General features: G+C 60.1%; 16 protein-coding genes. 6 read left to right on the forward strand and 10 right to left on the reverse strand.

Annotation, left to right across the window (positions count from 1 at the left end; all coding sequences use genetic code 11):
* Positions 1 to 38: 38 nt before the first annotated feature.
* The 5 genes from kdgD to M1E10_RS02510 form a co-directional block, all read right to left on the reverse strand.
* Positions 39 to 944: a 5-dehydro-4-deoxyglucarate dehydratase gene (gene kdgD, locus M1E10_RS02490; RefSeq protein ID WP_499172554.1), complete on the reverse strand. Its 906-nt coding sequence runs from the start codon at positions 942 to 944 to the stop codon at positions 39 to 41.
* Between the two features lie 61 nt (positions 945 to 1,005).
* Positions 1,006 to 1,758, reverse strand: a complete 753-nt coding sequence (locus tag M1E10_RS02495) for a FadR/GntR family transcriptional regulator (RefSeq protein WP_499173445.1) — start codon at positions 1,756 to 1,758, stop codon at positions 1,006 to 1,008.
* A 247-nt stretch (positions 1,759 to 2,005) separates the two neighbouring features.
* Positions 2,006 to 2,392, reverse strand: a complete 387-nt coding sequence (locus M1E10_RS02500) for a hypothetical protein (RefSeq protein ID WP_499172555.1) — start codon at positions 2,390 to 2,392, stop codon at positions 2,006 to 2,008.
* Between the two features lie 523 nt (positions 2,393 to 2,915).
* Positions 2,916 to 4,385 (reverse strand): sensor domain-containing diguanylate cyclase, encoded by a 1,470-nt coding sequence (locus M1E10_RS02505; RefSeq protein ID WP_499173446.1) that lies wholly within the window; start codon positions 4,383 to 4,385, stop codon positions 2,916 to 2,918.
* A gap of 334 nt (positions 4,386 to 4,719) precedes the next feature.
* Positions 4,720 to 4,923 (reverse strand): cold-shock protein, encoded by a 204-nt coding sequence (locus tag M1E10_RS02510; protein WP_499172556.1) that lies wholly within the window; start codon positions 4,921 to 4,923, stop codon positions 4,720 to 4,722.
* Positions 4,924 to 5,540: 617 nt separating this feature from the next.
* On the opposite strand from M1E10_RS02510, the gene M1E10_RS02515 reads away from it, so the two are divergent.
* Positions 5,541 to 5,687 carry a hypothetical protein gene (locus M1E10_RS02515; RefSeq protein WP_499172557.1) on the forward strand — a complete coding sequence of 49 codons (147 nt, stop codon included), beginning with the start codon at positions 5,541 to 5,543 and terminating at the stop codon, positions 5,685 to 5,687.
* Between the two features lie 167 nt (positions 5,688 to 5,854).
* Here the strand turns inward: M1E10_RS02515 and M1E10_RS02520 are convergent, their stop codons facing one another.
* Positions 5,855 to 5,989, reverse strand: coding sequence for a hypothetical protein (locus tag M1E10_RS02520; protein ID WP_499172558.1), 135 nt, complete (start codon positions 5,987 to 5,989; stop codon positions 5,855 to 5,857).
* A gap of 526 nt (positions 5,990 to 6,515) precedes the next feature.
* Here M1E10_RS02520 and M1E10_RS02525 point away from each other — a divergent pair.
* The 5 genes from M1E10_RS02525 to M1E10_RS02545 all read left to right on the forward strand — a co-directional run bounded on the left by M1E10_RS02525 (position 6,516) and on the right by M1E10_RS02545 (position 10,485).
* Positions 6,516 to 6,878 carry a hypothetical protein gene (locus M1E10_RS02525; RefSeq protein ID WP_499172559.1) on the forward strand — a complete coding sequence of 121 codons (363 nt, stop codon included), beginning with the start codon at positions 6,516 to 6,518 and terminating at the stop codon, positions 6,876 to 6,878.
* A complete protein-coding gene (locus tag M1E10_RS02530) occupies positions 6,875 to 7,153 on the forward strand; it encodes a hypothetical protein (protein WP_499172560.1) in 279 nt (92 codons plus the stop codon). Before M1E10_RS02525 ends, M1E10_RS02530 begins: the two co-directional genes overlap by 4 nt.
* Positions 7,154 to 7,383: 230 nt before the next feature.
* Entirely contained in the window at positions 7,384 to 8,373 is a 990-nt protein-coding gene (locus M1E10_RS02535; RefSeq protein WP_499172561.1) for a cupin domain-containing protein, read from the forward strand.
* A gap of 59 nt (positions 8,374 to 8,432) precedes the next feature.
* Positions 8,433 to 9,641 (forward strand): MFS transporter, encoded by a 1,209-nt coding sequence (locus M1E10_RS02540; RefSeq protein ID WP_499172562.1) that lies wholly within the window; start codon positions 8,433 to 8,435, stop codon positions 9,639 to 9,641.
* 235 nt (positions 9,642 to 9,876) lie between these two features.
* Positions 9,877 to 10,485 (forward strand): J domain-containing protein, encoded by a 609-nt coding sequence (locus M1E10_RS02545; RefSeq protein WP_499172563.1) that lies wholly within the window; start codon positions 9,877 to 9,879, stop codon positions 10,483 to 10,485.
* Between the two features lie 28 nt (positions 10,486 to 10,513).
* Here M1E10_RS02545 and M1E10_RS02550 read toward each other — a convergent pair whose 3' ends face one another.
* The 4 genes from M1E10_RS02550 to ugpE form a co-directional block, all read right to left on the reverse strand.
* On the reverse strand, positions 10,514 to 11,365 hold the full coding sequence (locus M1E10_RS02550) for a PAS domain-containing protein (protein ID WP_499172564.1): 852 nt from the start codon (positions 11,363 to 11,365) through the stop codon (positions 10,514 to 10,516).
* A 312-nt stretch (positions 11,366 to 11,677) separates the two neighbouring features.
* Complete coding sequence (locus M1E10_RS02555) at positions 11,678 to 13,330, reverse strand: Na/Pi cotransporter family protein (protein WP_499172565.1); 1,653 nt, start codon at positions 13,328 to 13,330, stop codon at positions 11,678 to 11,680.
* Positions 13,331 to 13,707: 377 nt separating this feature from the next.
* Complete coding sequence (locus M1E10_RS02560) at positions 13,708 to 14,760, reverse strand: sn-glycerol-3-phosphate import ATP-binding protein UgpC (RefSeq protein WP_499172566.1); 1,053 nt, start codon at positions 14,758 to 14,760, stop codon at positions 13,708 to 13,710.
* Positions 14,760 to 15,608 carry an ABC transporter permease gene (ugpE, locus tag M1E10_RS02565; RefSeq protein ID WP_499172567.1) on the reverse strand — a complete coding sequence of 283 codons (849 nt, stop codon included), beginning with the start codon at positions 15,606 to 15,608 and terminating at the stop codon, positions 14,760 to 14,762. The genes M1E10_RS02560 and ugpE overlap by 1 nt, the downstream gene beginning before the upstream one ends.
* Between the last annotated feature and the right edge of the window lie 7 nt (positions 15,609 to 15,615).

A 15,615-nucleotide genomic window follows, 5' to 3' on the forward strand; every position in this document is an offset into this window, starting at 1 on the left:
TCTGCGACGCCAAAAACATTTTGACGTCGCAGGCTGGACTAAGCGCGCGCCCCGTCGATCAGGCCGCGCAGGATGTCGCGCTCTTGCGCCGTCAGATCGACAAGCGGTGGACGCACCGGGCCGGATCCGAAGCCGACCAGGTCGACGCCTGCCTTGATGATCGAGACGGGATACCCGGGCTTGCGGTCGCGCAACGCCGCGAAGGGAAAGAAGAACGAATGCAGCAACCCCTCCATCACCGCCCGGTCACCGGCGCGCATAGCGCGATAAAAGCGCTGCGCAAGCTCCGGCACGAAGTTGAAGACAGCGGAGGAATAGGTTGTGACGCCGACGCCGTTGAAGCCTTCGGCAAAAAGCTCATGGGTCGGCATGCCGCCGATGTAGCAGAGGCGATCGCCGAGCTTGGCAGTGACGTGGCGCACCAGGTCGACCTTGCCGGTGCCGTCCTTGAAGCCGATGAGATTGGGGCAAGCTTCGGCCAGGCGCGCCACCGTGTCGGCATTGGCGACCGAATTGGCGCGGTTATAGAGGATGACGCCAAGCTCGGTGGAGTCGCACACCGCCTTGACGTGCGCGTAGATGCCCTCCTGCGGCGCTTCCGTCAGATAATGGGGAAGTAGCAGGATGCCATCGGCGCCCGCTTTTGCAACAATCGCTGCCGTTTCGACCGCAAGCGCGGTGCCATAGCCACAGCCGGCGATAATCGGCACCGTTCCCGAGACCTCCTTGGCCGCGCGGGTCACTTGTCCGACTTCCCGAGGCGACAGCGAGAAGAACTCGCCGGTGCCGCCGGCCGCAAAAAGCGCAGCAGCATCAAATCCCGACAGCCAGGCGACATGACGACGATAGCTGTCCAGGTCCAGCGTCAGGTCAGGGGTGAAGTGAGTGACAGGAAAGGACAAAAGACCCGACCCGACCTGCAGCTTTAATTCTTCCGGCGACAATGCGTCCTCCCGCAATCCAATTCGATGACTGCGAGATTCATATGATGACTTTTGGAATGAGTCAACCAGTCATTGACTCGTTTGCACCCGAATTCCAGGAGGTCAATGACCGGTAGCGCTTGATCCCGGTGACGAGATGGCGGCGCATGGCCTCGCGGGCGCGATCGGGATCGCGTGCAAGAATGGCTTCGGCGATATCGCGATGCTCCTGCAAGATCGGCAGGTCTCGGCTTGGAAGTGGATCAACGCCGCCCATCACCGTCTTGAACTTCACCCGCGGAATCATCCGACGCCCGACATGCTCCAGGAATGTGCGAAACCGTGCATTATTGGTGGCCGTGGCGACGGCCATGTGAAATTGGAAGTCGGCCTCGTCGGTGGGCTTGCCGTCTTTGACGAGCTGGGCGAAACGGTCGACCTGCGCCTGGATTTCCGCCTCTTGGGCCGGCGAACTGCGCGCTGCGGCCAGGCCAGCCGCTTCTACTTCGATACCGATGCGGAGTTCCAGCTCTTCAATGATGTCGGAGATTTTGTCGGTTTCGCCGGTAAACAGCGGCAAACCTGCATCGTTGGGGCGCATGGCCAGGACAAAAACGCCCGATCCCTGTCGTGATTCCACAAGTCCATCGGCACGAAGTGCGGCAATGGCCTCACGCACCACCGTGCGACTGTGTCCAAACTTATCGATCAGCGCCGGTTCCGTCGGAAGCTTGTCGCCAGGCGCATAATATCCCGCTTCGATCTGCGCCCGCAAAGCGTCCGCGACCTGGGCCGATAAGGAGCGGCGACCGCGGCTGTTCAATATCTCGGGCATGCGTTCTCCTGGTTCGCCCACGGACTCATCATCATATGTATCAAGATGACCTTGCCATCCTATTGGATCTCGCATGGCCGGTACAGAGGAAAAGCAGAAGCGGGAGGTGGCACCAAGTTGCAGGTGCCACGCACCAAACCGGGCCCGCGATGTTGAGAGGCGAGGACTTGCAGGAAGTGGGGACAGGAGCCGTCCCTGATGGCGCCACAGCGACGCGTCTTGCGCCGTTGCCGCAAGCGAGGCGACGCTAACGGTCGCCGGTGAGCGCCGGCCACAGTCGGCGGTTGAACTGGGCGGCCAGCAGGGGCGCTGCAGCAGCGCCAAGCATGCCAAGCGGCAAACGGCGCACAATTGCCCCCACGAGGATGGTCGTGGCAACCGATCCAACAATCTGAGACAGGCTTGGAGTGCCAGACGCTCCGGCCGCGCGGTCGGCACCGCGCAGCCGGATTGCGGTGATCTGCACGTCCAGTTCGCCAACTTGCTTCTGAAGCTCGGCAAGTTCGCGCCGTACGTCCCGGTTGCCGCCAGCGGCAGCGCCGCTCTCGCGAGCCGCAGCCTTGCCCCGTTCCGGGCTCACGCGTGGCTTTGGCTGCTTCGTGTCGTTGGCGCTGCTGGCATTTTCAGGTGTCATTGATCGCTCCACGTGGGTCCCTGCCGCTTTCCCTGTGCCATCTGGAACGCGAGAAAAAAGAAAAGGATGCATGCGACAGCGGTGCCTGTCCTCCTGATCAGCAGCCATGGCCAGCAGCCATCATCCTCCCGATCTGGCCAGGCAGCTTGCGGACCGTTGCGCGCGTAAAGCGATGCACTGGGGTCCCCGCGCCTCGTCGCCCCCGCCTGCCAGGCGCCGGGCCAGCCGCGCACGCGAGCGGATCGAGATGAGGTGCGGCTTTTAAACAGGCATGAGCGCCGTGCTCAGTGGCTTCGCCTTCAATTGAGGGCATCCTGCTCGAGGATCTGTCGGATCTGGGTGTCAGACGAGTGGGGCCTGCCTTCTCTGTCTCGTCGAGTAGACTTTGATTTCAGACTGGGCGACGGCGAAAACGGTGAGTGCAGGACCGGCATTACGCCGGGCGGTAGACTTCAGGCCGCGTGAGGTGCTTGTCCGGTTTTTGCGATCAGACTGAGCCCATTCTGCCAACCGATGACTGCAGTCACGTCTCGCGGCGCCCTCGAGCGCTCCTCTGGATGAGCCCGGACGCCGCATAGAACGCGCGTTTCTGCTCGTACATGGCCCGATCGGCACGCTTCATCAGCGCTTCCATCGTTTCTCCGTCTTCGCTGGTGGCAACTCCCAGAGATATGTTCAGCGGAGCGGTGGAGTAGAACTGGTTGTTGATCTTGAGCAGCTCCTGGATCGCTTCGGCCATTGCCGCTGCCGCCACGCGATCGGCGCCCGGCATCAGCAGCGCAAACTCGTCTCCACCGATGCGCGCGGCCCGATTGGGGGCTGAGACAGCGCCATTGAGAACCTCGCCGAGGCGTCTCAGAAGTGCGTCGCCGGCATCATGGCCAAGTTCATCATTGGTCTCCTTGAGACCGTTCAGGTCAACGACAATCGCCGAGACCGGCCGCAGAGATTTCCGTTCCAGCCGGTTGAGTTCCTCCATATAGAAGGCCCGATTGTGCAGTCGTGTCAGCACGTCATGCTTGCCCAGATATTCCAGGTAGGCCTCCGCCTTTTTGCGCGCTGTGATATCGGTCAAGGCAACCTGAACCAGTGACCAATCGTGCTCATGGCCGGGGAACACCGAGAACTGCAAAAGCACGTGTCGTTCGGAACCATCGAGAGCGTAGTTTAAGACTTCCCGCTGATGAAACAGGTTGCCATTCCAGAGGTCGATCAACTGTTCGCGAAACGGCTGCATCATTCCATCGCGGAAGATGTCGCCGAGCTGGCGCAACAGTGTTGCACGATCAGAGGCAGCAAACAGTTCGAGAGTTGCCCGGTTGACGTCGATGACGCGGATCTCGCTCATGCACTGCTGAACGAACTCGGGATGCACATCCAGAAAGACACGAAAGTCGATGATCCCACGGTGGCTTACATCGTCGAGTAGCGTCTTGATGGCGCTGAAGTCCTCCATCCACAGCGAAACCGGCGAATGCTCGAACATCGCCTTTGCATGATGGTGATTGGCTTGCTCCTGCCGTCTTGCATCCTCGCGCGCGGTGACGTCCTCCGTTGTGACCAGCACCCGTTCCCACGAGCCTTCATAGCCCGGAAGCACGACGCCACGCAGTTGGATATCCAGTCGCCGGCCATCGAGCGCGTAGTTCACCGCACTGCTGCAAAACGCTCCTCTGCCCTCCCATAGGTGCGTCAGCTCAGTGATGTGGGTGTCCAACATGTCGTCGCGAAATATGCGACCGAGGTTCAAGATCAGATGATCGAGATCTTCTGCTGCAAAAAGCTCGAGGGTCTTCTGGTTTACCGCCAAGACGCGGATCCTCTGAGAGCACATCGCCACCCGGGAAAGATCTTCTCGCAGGTATGATCCCAGATCCGTCACGCCGTCGCTGCGCCATTGCCTGAAAAGCGCATGCACCTCGCTGAAGTCTTCAAGCCACATGGCAACCGGCGCCAACTCAAAGATGCTGCTCGTGGCCAGAAGCGTTTTCATGAAGACCTGCACTGCGTTAGCCGCCCGAAGGGGGAGCCGAAGACGCCGCGACACTATCTTGAATTGGTAAACCTTTCATGCCTGAAACCGAAGTGCAGGAAAAGCGTGGGGCGAAGTGAGCTGCGGAGACAGGCGCGCGGCCATGCAATCAAGGGACCATTGGCGACCTTCACGGGCTCATCATCATCGGCATTTCGGAAGCAGGATGATGCCACGGCGTCTGGCGCAAGACGCGGCAACGAGACGCGCGTGGGATTGGCCGCAGGCCTAATGGAGACTGCGGCGAGCCACCTCCGCTACCGGATGTGTTCCAGCCAAGGGAATAGCTGTAGTTTTAGATCGTGCTGACGTTTTCAGCCTTCGCCTTGCCTGTCTTGCGGTCCTGGCCGACATCGTAGCTGACCTTCTGGCCTTCGCGAAGCGATCCGCCCGACACAACACCGGAGACATGAACGAAGACGTCAGCGCCGCCCCCATCAGGGGTGATGAAGCCAAAGCCCTTGTCTTCCGCGAAAAATTTTACCGTACCAGTTGCCATGTTGTCCTCGTTGACTGCTGCCCGTGATCACTTCAGTAGCGTGCAAGGCAGGCCACAGCAAGGTTGTAAATCACCGGTACCAGCACGTGCAAGCTGGCGCACGATAGACAGGCTTAAACCCAGGCGCCAGTTGGGAGACCCGGCATGGCACCTAGACCGATGGACACGAGTAGCGACGAAACGTTGACAAGGCGGAGGCAGAGCAGGTTGATATCCGTCGCAGGGTGTGATGCTACGGTTCAGCCTTACCAGCCAGACTGTGCTCGTGCCCCCTGGTAGCAGCTCCCCATCCAGCCGCACCTGCTCCTCCTATGTAGCAGTAAACATATCCTAACCAGTTTCCCGGATAGTCCCAGGGCTTCACTTTGTGAGAGACGTGAAGTTTCGGACTGCTCTACTTGCTCGACCAACCAATCTGGTCGAGCATTTTTCAGGTCCCCGCGGCCTTGTCGCAAAAGCTGCTGCCACTCGGGCGCCGATCTCACCTGCCAAAAGCCGCGTCTGGTCATGATCTTGGCGCAAGTAGGATTAACCCTACAAAGTAAGCTTACTTTGAAAGTCTCGTTGAGCCCGAAAACCGGACATGCTTTAACTTGACGATACAGGAGAGAACGAACATGGCTGAGACAATTCCGCAAAGCGTCTTTGATAAGCTTGAGCGCGAGTGGCGTCTGATCGATGCTGATCGTCCGCAGCCTGCACCAAAGGACGCCTCACCCCAAGGATTGCCGGTGCGCCGTCTTCGGATCGGGCGTGTTGACTGACCGTTGCGCCCCACCCACAGCTTTTCTGCTCCCTGGGCGGTTGCGCAACCAAGGAAGCCGACGCCGGTCCCGGTCGCTGACGAGACTGTGACCATGACAAATGCGGAGACTGGCAGCCAAACCGCTTTTCCGGAACGCCTGCCGCAAACTACCTGCGTTGCTGTAAATCAGCCTTCACCGACCGAAATGGCACGGGAACGGGCCTGATCGTGTGGTTTTTCTGTGAACGCCATGACTGCGCCAGCGATCACCAACGTCCAGATCGCGGCTGAGAAGATGAAAGCCGAGATCATGGTGCGCATTCTGGTCGTCATGACTGCTCCTGGACAGGTAAATTGATTCGCCGGCTGAGATTGCCACGACGTGACCTTGCGGGGCGTAAACCTGCAGTCACAATTGGGTGAGCTTTGGTCAGGATGTGTCCACCCTGCGCGAATGCGTCTTTCGAGGATCTTGCTGGGGAAGACAAGGAGGCCAACGTCGAGAGGTGGCGCTTCCAACGACCTTCGGGAGGCTCAAGGCCAGGAAGTTCCAGCGAGACGCTGGATGTAGTCGCGTAGGATTGGCCGGTTGTTCGTCAATCTCCGGACCGTGACCTCTTGATCCATTCAATCACCACAACTGCCCGAATATGAGGGTTCGCAGGGCTGCAGCAAATGCGGGGTCTTTTTGTTGGCGTGTGGTGTTGATCGTTGAAATCATGTCCGGACGGCTTCCTATCCTTGTCGGGCGGAAACCATGGCCCCTCACCGAGGCTTGTCGGTTCAGGCGCGCGGAACCTGAACCGACTGGCGAGGTTTAACTTCTTACTGAGTGAGAGGACGAACCATGAAGAAGATCAAAATCCCAAAAACGGTCGCCGGATACAAGGTTCCCAAGACAATCCGTAAGAACCCTGTCCTCAAAGCACTGCTGAAGAACAAGACGGGCCGCGACGTTTTGGCGAAGGCCCTGGTCGCAGGCGCAGGCGCTGCCGCGGCGGTATTGGTTGAAGACCGCAGAGACGTCGCCGGTGCCGCAAAGTCGGGCGGCAAAAAGAGTGCAAGAGCTGCTGGCATCGTCGGCGAGGCATTTCATCGTGGATCGGAAGCCGCGATGGACGTCGCCCGTGAAGCCGCTGGATCATTTCTGCCAAAGAAGCCGCGAAAGGACAATCCAAAAAACCCTCAGAAGGGTGCCGCCGTTCATTGAACTCGACGTCACCCTCCAAAAACAAAAAGCGACGACGACTCGAAAAACTGGCCCGCCAGCATACCGGCAGCGGCATCCTCGACCAGGCAAAGACTGCAGCTGGCGCCGAGATGGCCGGCAAGTTGGTTGGCGAGCATCCGCTTATCGCCGCGGAGCTGGTTCTTGCCGGCGCAGTTCGAGGCATCTCGGTTGCAGTACAGGAAATGGGGCATCGCATCGGACTGGGGATTAACAACGAGCAGACGAAGACGCTAGATAAAGAGCAGGCGCCCTGACAGCCTCGGAAAACGCTTCACGGGATCAGGTAACACATCAGGGAAGAGAACAAGCAAGACTTCACCGCAGCCGGACAGCGCGGGCGGTTGATGCTTCCTCTGCCGCGCCGCAAAAGATGGTGCCTCGCCAGTGGCGACCGTCGCGATTACATGCGCCTCGTCTGTCTGGGAGTGCGCGCCGGCGCCCCATGGGATCTTGAATCCGGACGCTCTGTCGGTATATGTGGCGAATGACCGATCATTCGTCCCACCTCGCTGAGCCGTCACGAATTCCGATGGACTCGTTAAGTGAGATCCTTCAGGACTTTCGCCTCAGCGGGGTCAACTACGGCCGATGTGAACTGCGTCCGCCCTGGAGCCTCGCGTTTCCGCAACAACAGCTGCTCCGTTTTCATTTCGTAAGTCACGGACCTTGCTGGCTATTTACCGACGCGCAAGGTTGGCAGGAATTGCGTGACGGCGATCTGGTGCTGCTGCCACAGGGCACCGAGCATCGATTGTCTAGTGCGCCGGATGTGGTCGCCGATTCCCTGGATGAGTGCCAGGTGAAAGATCTGGGTAGCAATGTCTGTGAAGTGGTGCAGGAAGGCGCTGGCGCCACCAGCACCCTGTTCTGCGGCTCAATGGCTCTTGGCGCCTATGCGCTCCACCCACTGATTGCTCTGATGCCTCCGATTATCAAGGGCTGTGACGTCGCTGGCAATGACCCGATCATCGGACCGCTGCTGGCGGCAATGACTTCGGAGGCCGCGCAGTTGCAGATGGGTAGCGCGACCGTGCTGTCGCGTATGGCGGACTTGCTCACAGCCCGGTTGATCCGCTGCTGGGTCAATTGTACCGGAACGTCGACGTCCGGATGGCTCGCGGCCATTCGTGACCCTCATATCGGGCGCGTCTTGGCCGCAATGCACCAAGACCCCGGCCGCAACTGGACCCTTGGAAACCTTGCTGCCGTGGCCGGTCAATCGCGCTCGGTTTTTGCCGATCGATTCAGCACCGTCTTGGGGGAAGGCGCAGCACACTATCTCGCCCGTCTCCGGATGCAGCACGCCCGCGAGCTGCTGGGAGCGGGCGGCCTTTCTGTTGCTGAGGTCGCTTCCCGTCTTGGTTACGAGTCCGAGAGCTCCTTCGCCCGTGCATTCAAACGGATCACCAATGTGTCTCCCGGCATGGTGCGGCGCACAAGTTCCGGACGAATGGACATGAATTTCGGATCTTGAGATACAGATAATCTGGGAATGATTGCATATCAGCTCTCCTGAACGCAGGAGACAGTGCGATGACGGACATAACAGCACAACCAATCGACGTGGATCCCGAGCTTGATGTCGCTGAGCCGCCCGTATGGAGTGCAGCGACCTGGCTCGCTGTTCTCTCGATGGCCGCGACAAGCTTTGCTCTGGTGTCAGCCGAGTTCTTGCCGGCAGGCCTGTTGACGCCGCTGGCCCACGATCTTGGCGTCAGTGAAGGAACGGCCGGCCAGGTTGTCACCGCCACCGCTTCGGTCGGCGCCGTTACTGCCTTGTTGAGCAATGTCCTCATCGGCAAGTTGAACCGCAAAACGGTTCTGGTGTGTCTGAGTGCGCTGGCGATCGGGTCGAACATCATTTCGGCCGTAGCGACGGAATTTTGGCTTTTGCTGCTTGGACGGGCCGGGCTGGGTATAGCACTCAGCGCTTTTTGGGCGCTTTCAGTTTCCGTCGTTGCACGGTTGGTGGGCGCCAGTGCCACAGGTCGCGGCATGGCGATCGTCACCCTGGGCGTCTCTCTCGCCACCATAGCGGCCCCCTCGTTGGGTGCGTTGATCAGCGACTGGCTGGGCTGGCGGACCGCGATGGCGATGACAGCCGGACTTGCCGCGATTGCCATGCTGCTGCAGTTGCTCAGCCTGCCGACGCTGCCTGCCAGCGCAAGCACCAGTCTGGGCGACATGCTTCGGCTGGTGCGGCGGCGCCATATCCAATTGGGCATGCTGGCGATCCTTTTGTTAATGACGGGGCATTTTGCCGGGTCAGTCTATGTGCGGCCCTTCCTGGAGCAGGTGACGCAGCTTGCAACCGGTCCAATAGCGCTGGTCCTGCTTGGTTTTGGGATCGCCGCTGTGATCGGCAATGTTGCCGGAGGTCGAATGGCCGATGCCAACGTCCGGACCGCCCTTGTGGTTACGGCTGTACTGATGACGCTTGCGGCGCTGGCCCTGGTGCTTTGGGGCGCAAACACTGGCGCTGCCTTTGGGTTTTCGATTGTCTGGGGGTTTGCCTTCGGTATGGCCCCGGTGGTGCTGCCGACCAACCTGTCGCGAGGGGCGCCTGACGCGCTCGAGGCAGCGGGCAGCCTGATGGTGGTCTCCTTCCAGGTCGCCATTACCATCGGCGCCTTGATTGGCGGTTATGTCGTTGACAGCTATGGGGCAACCGGACCTTTGATCCTGACCGCCGTGCTTGCTGCATTAACCGTGGTCTTGGCAATCTGGCAGCCGCGCAACTGAGGCTGCAGCCGTGAAAACGCTGTCGCATAGGACCTCGGGTGTGGGGAGCCGCGGGAGAACCATCGCCACACGGTAATGTGCCCCCAAGGGAGATGCATGGCATCTGCAGCCTTCCGTGTGAAAGGGATCGAACAGCGTTGTCTGGCTTCATGTTCGCACGGCTTGCAGTCCTCAGACCTCAGGCAGCGGACTAAAGAATGTTGCTGAAAAGGTCCGGCTCGTCCATATACCGGTGATGACGTCTGCTTCGAAGATCTTCGTCGGCCTTAACTCCGTTCGCAAAAGCGCAGCTCCAGATAGCGAAGCCCATGGCCCGAAATGCCAATGGGATGGCTGTGAAAACACGGGGAGGCATCGCGCCCCTGTCGGTCGCGGCGCAGAAGGATTGTATCTTCTCTTTTGTCTTGATCATGTGAGGGAATACAACAAGCGATATGACTTCGTCAGCGGGCCGTCTGATGCAGAGATTGCCCGCTTCCAGCGGGAGGCCGCGGCTGGAAGCCGCGCGACGTTGGGGAGCAGCGTCAGCCAAGCGGCGGAACCTCCCCTTCCCTCCACCGCGCGGTCCGGGTCTGCAAAGGCCGTCAACGCGCGCAAGACCGCCCAACAGCGTCAGCTACAAAGGGCCGAATTGAAGGCGCGAAAACTGAAGGTACTTGAAGCCAAGGCCATGGAAACCCTGGGGCTGCCGGAAGATGCGTCCCCGGAAGAAATCAGAAGGCGCTACAGGGATCGGTTGAAGATGCATCACCCGGATGCCAACCAGGGAGACCGCGCAGCTGAAGGCGAACTTGTGGCCGTCATTCAGGCGCACAAGATCCTGAAGCTCAACGGGTTTTGCTAAGCCTCGAGCAAGAGGAATAGATGCTGGATCATCGTTGAGTTGCCACAATCATCCGGGCCGTGCCGCCGAACGGGACACTTCCCTTTCCCTGTCGGCGGTGCCGGAGGGGTCGCGCTACCCGAAGCCGGCAAAGCGCTTTCATCGCCGGATCGGCATCTTCACAGAAACACACAACCGGACGATCGCCGATCAACCCTCCGACCAGCACTGGGCCGTCGAATGGGTCCTTGTTGCCTTTTCCGATCCGCCGGAATTCGCCGGTCACGAATTCCCCGGCGTTGAGCTTTTCCCAGAAGTCCTTGTAATCGGGCGAGCGCGCCAGATCGTCATCGACGAACATCCGATGATGCTTGCCCTGGACCTCGTGTCGCTGGTAGCCCAGCAAAGAGAGGAAATTGTCGTTGGCATCGATGATCTCGCCAGTGGGTTTGAATTCGATGACGCCCTGTACACGGGAGATGGCAGCCAACTTGGCCTCAAAGGCTGCGTTCCTTTGGTGAGCCTCTGTCGTATCTGTGGCCACTTTGACGACTCTGACAACCTTTCCTCGCCGATTGACCACCGGGTTGTAGGACGCTTGTATCCATACCTGTCGACCGCCCTTAGCAACCCGACGATACTCTTGCTGATCAAATTCTCCACGGCCAAGCTTCAGCCAGAATTCGCTGTAGTCGGCGGTACTTGCGTAGTTGGGATCAACAAACATGCTGTGGTGTTTGCCGATGATTTCAGAAGGCGAGTAGCCGACGACCTTGCAGAAGCACGCGTTAGCCCAGAGAATGTTACCCCGCGGATCAAACTCGATGATGGCGAGGGACTTGTCCAATGCGCTGAGCAGACCCGCGGCTTTGGAATTGAAGAAGCTGAGTCTACCTCGCATGCCGTTACGCCCTGGTTGCCGCTTGTCCGAGCCCCGTTGCTACTTTAGGCGTCTTTTATTTACGCACCTTTAATATGCAAAGCAGGCATCCCCGCAGATCATGGGCAATTGATCAAGACCCATACGGCCGCTTCGGGAGCTATACCGCTAGCGTCCAGGGAAAGCTGAGCCGTAATGCAGGAAGGGACAGAACAGACAAACGGACAAGCCGGATTAATGCAATGATCGGCCCTTGAACATCTTGAGAGCGTCGAGAAGACGTCAACGAGGTGATAGGCTTCTACTGGCATCCCAGTCGTGGGCGGAGGAAAATCAGATTTTCGGCTCGCCTTGACGCAGGCGGCTTTCGCGCAGCATTCCGCTGTCGTCGAGGATCGGGTGGGCGACGGAGACCAGGTGGGCGTTGATGCGCTTCAGGTCGCGCAGGATATCGAGGTGCAGAGAACTCGTCTGCAGGCTCTCGACCCGGCCATCGCGAAGACGTTCCAGATGCCGCTCGGCGGAAAGCTTTTCGGCCTTTCGTACCTCGACCTTTATCTCCATCAGGCGCAGTGCCAGGTTCAGATCACCTGTGACGATGATGGTTTGCGCCGTGTGCAGGTTCTCGATCGTCAGGTCGAAGAGGTTCTTGAGCTCGTGATAGCCCGCCTCGGAGAATTTCAGGTTGCTTGCCACCTTCTTGCGAACCTGCTCGCTCAGGCCCTTTTCGATGATGTCGCCAACATGCTCCAGATTGATGGCGTAGTCGATGATAGCGATCGAACGGCGGCCGTTGTCGCCACCGGCCGATTCCCGGTCAAGCTTCGACAGGTAGACCTTGATGTCCTGCTGCAACCGGTCAACCCGCTTTTCCAGTGCCTCGATCTCAGACAACGGCGCCAGATCATTGTTCCTGAATGCGCTTTCGACCCTGACCAGCATTCTTTCGACCAGATCGCCTACCCCTAAAACTTCCCGGGTGGCGTTGGCCAGCGCCACCACCGGAGTATAAAGCGCCTCCGGATCCAGGAACTTTGGACCGGTGTCGGGTTCGTCCTCTGCGGGGATCCAGCGCTCCATGGCGTCCGACAGGAGGCCGGAGATGGGCCAGGCCAGGAGGGCGAGCGCGATGTTGAAGGCGAGATGCGCATCGACCGGCAGGCCTTCCCGTTCCAACGGCAGCATTTCGAGCCCCTGCGCGCCGTAGCCGACAAGCGGCAGCGCGATCAGGCATCCGACGGCACGAACGACCAGGTTGCCGGTGGTGATACGTCGGGCCGACGCAGGGGCGGACAGCGTGGCCAACACGGGTGGAACAGCGCCGCCGAGATTGGCGCCGAGGATCAGCACGATGATGAGCTCGGTGGACAGGATACCGGTCGAGGCAAGCGACAGAACCAGCACGACAACAGCCAGGCTGGACGAGGAGATGATGGCAAGGCCCGCCGTCAGCGCGAACGCCACGGGCCAGGCGCCGCCAAGCAGCTTGACGAAGGCCGCGAGAGCCGGAGAATCGCGCATGGGCTCGGTGGCGGCCGAGAGCAGGTAGAGCGACAGGAGCATCAAACCGATGCCGATCAAAGCCGCGCCGCCACCCTTGCGCGCAGTCGAGCCACCCTTCTGGAGAGCGACGCCCGCGAGGATCAACAGCGGCGACAGCCATTCAATGCCGGTGGCAACGATCCAAGCGGTGACGGCGGTGCCAACATTGGCGCCCAGCAGCACGATCTGCGCCATGCGAGCCCGGATCAGGTCGCGCTCGACGAAGGATGCAACGGTCAGGGCAGTGGCCGTGGAACTCTGCAGTGCGATCGTGGCAACGAAGCCTGATACGAAGGAGCGGAGGCTGCTTTGCGTGCCGGAGGCGAGCCCTGTCCGCAGCTTGGTTCCGAAGGCCCGGGTGACGCCATCCTTCACCTGGGCGAGCCCGAAGAGCAACAGGGCGACAGCGCCGAAAAGATTGATGATGACGATCGTCGATTGCATTTCGTATTCCAGTCGATCGGCCAGGGAAAATCAACTGCTGGCTAAGGGATTATGTCCTATCCGCCGGATAAGGAAAGGTGCTTTACGGCCATTCGCGCCTCTGTTGCGTTCCCAGCCCAGGTTGCGTTCCCGAGTCTCGATCGAAAACCGCGCTCGCCAATCCAGCAACGAAAGCCTCACGCCTGGCACGGTGCAAGAGCAGCACGTCGGCTGATGCCATGAACGCCACCAAAGGGGATGCCCTGCTTCGGCACGAACGTCCTGGACCGGAAGCGGCATCGCTGTGCAGGCGAAGACTTGTTCAAGGTGGCGCGGGAAAAGGCCCCAGGCCCGTCCCCGGATGCCCTTTCATTCTCACGTCGCAAGAGTTCACGGGGTCAGGCAAGACGCTTGCCGACCTCGTCGAACATATGAATGTTGGTTTGGGCGGCCGCGATACGAAGGGTTTCGCCGATGCCAATGCGCGAGCGTCCCGGCACACGAAAGACGATCAGGCTGCCGTCGGCGAGTGAGGCATGGACGTAGCTCTCGGCTCCAACCAGTTCCACCGCGTCAACCTGCACCTGCCCGGTAAAGTCGGAAGGGGAGTTTTCGTAGGCAATCACGATGTCTTCGGGGCGGATGCCGACGGTCGTAACGCTCGCCGCGACGCCGGAGTTCGTGCCCAGCATCCAGCCGCTGCCCTCGACTGCCTTGCGCTTCAGAAGATTCATCGACGGAGAGCCGATGAAGGTGGCGACGAAAGTGGAAGCCGGGCGCTCGTAGAGCTCGATCGGTGTGCCGACCTGCTCGATGCGCCCGCCATTCAGCACCACCAGCCGGTCGGCCAGCGTCATGGCCTCCATCTGGTCGTGGGTAACGTAGACGCTGGTTGTAGCGAGCGACCGCTGCAGCCTGCGGATCTCGACGCGCATCTGCACCCGGAGCTTGGCGTCGAGGTTCGACAGCGGCTCGTCGAAGAGGAAGGCCGCAGGCTTGCGAACGATCGCCCGGCCCATGGCCACGCGCTGACGCTGACCGCCGGACAACTGGCGGGGCTTGCGCTCGAGGAACTGCTCGATCTCCAGGGCCGTCGCGGCTTCCGCGACGCGCCGGTCGATCTCATCCTTCGGCGTGTTGCGGTTCTTCAGGCCGTAGGACAGGTTCTGCCGAACGGTCATGTGCGGATAGAGCGCGTAGTTCTGGAAGACCATGGCAATGTCGCGCTCGGCCGGTTCCAGATTGTTGATGACGCGGCCACCAATCACGATTTCGCCCGAGGAGATTCCCTCCAGGCCGGCGATCATCCGCAGCAGGGTGGATTTACCGCAGCCAGAGGGGCCGACGAGCACGATCATCTCGCCGTCGGCGATATGCAGCGACACGCCCTTGATCGCCTCGATATTGCCGCCATAGACCTTGCGGACATCCTTGAGTTCAATTTCGGCCATTATTTTTCAGTCTCCACAAGACCTTTGACGAACCAGCGCTGCATCAGCACGACGACCAGAACGGGCGGGATGATGGCGAGGATCGCGGTAACCATGACGTAGTTCCACGGCGTGGACGCGTCGGTGAAATCGACCATGCGCCGCAGGCCGATGATGATCGTGTTCATCTTCGCGTCGTTGGTGACGAGAAGCGGCCAGAGATACTGGGTCCAGCCGTAGATGAAGAGGATCACGAAGAGCGCGGCGATATTGGTCTTCGAAAGCGGCAGCAGGATATCCTTCATGAAGCGGAAGGGGCCGGCATTGTCGAGACGAGCCGCTTCCACCATCTCGCCCGGGATCGTCAGGAAGAACTGGCGAAAGAGGAAGGTCGCCGTCGCCGACGCCATGAGCGGCAGGGTGAGGCCGGCATAGCTGTCGAGAAGGCCGAGATCGACGATCACCTTGTAGGTCGGCAGGATGCGGACCTCCACCGGCAGCATCAACGTGATGAAGATCATCCAGAAGAAGCCCATCCGGAACGGGAATCGGAAGAAGACAATGGCAAAGGCCGACAGGAAGGAGATGATGATCTTGCCGATCGCGATCGCCATGGCGACCACGAAGGTGTTGAAGAGAAGCCGCTCCAGGCTGACCCCCACGACCCGCTCGACGCCGCCGGACAGCGCTCCGGAATAGTTCTCGATGAACTGGTCGCCCGGCAGCAGCGACATGGGCGGGCGGATGATGTCGATCGACGTCATCGTCGAGGCGATGAAGGTATAATAGATCGGGAAGGCCACGATGATGATGCCGAGCACCAGCACGAGATGGCCGAGGAGTGTCGCAACGGGGCGATTTTCAATCATGACCGGT

This window comes from Rhizobium sp. PK7-22 (genome assembly GCF_056530405.1).